We start from the raw sequence: 285 nt of genomic DNA on the forward strand, positions 1-285 counted from the left end.
TGATGGTCCCTCTAGAATCCTGATCGGTACGACGGTCGGTTCAATCATTGTCTTCTTGAGGCGCCGCGCTGCCCATGGCTTGCACGGCGAATTTGATCGTCACCGTCCCGGCCTTTTCGAAGGTCAGCGTGGCGGCGAACATCTCGCCTTGCTTGGGTGGCTGCTTCAAATCCATGAACATCACATGATAGCTGCCGGGACCCAAAACGACCTTGCCGCCGGCCGGAATTTCGAGACCACCGGTGACCGGCCGCATAGTCATCACGCCGTCCTTGACGCCAGATC

The 285-nt window shown here is 58.6% G+C and carries 1 protein-coding gene; it reads right to left on the reverse strand.

The genetic code is table 11. From position 1 onward, the window contains the following. Nucleotides 1-40: 40 nt before the first annotated feature. A partial coding sequence (locus tag EN807_RS34900) for a copper chaperone PCu(A)C (RefSeq protein ID WP_135938114.1) occupies nucleotides 41-285 on the reverse strand: 245 nt, incomplete at its 5' end.

The organism is Mesorhizobium sp. M5C.F.Ca.ET.164.01.1.1, assembly GCF_004792125.1.
Classification (GTDB): domain Bacteria; phylum Pseudomonadota; class Alphaproteobacteria; order Rhizobiales; family Rhizobiaceae; genus Mesorhizobium; species Mesorhizobium wenxiniae.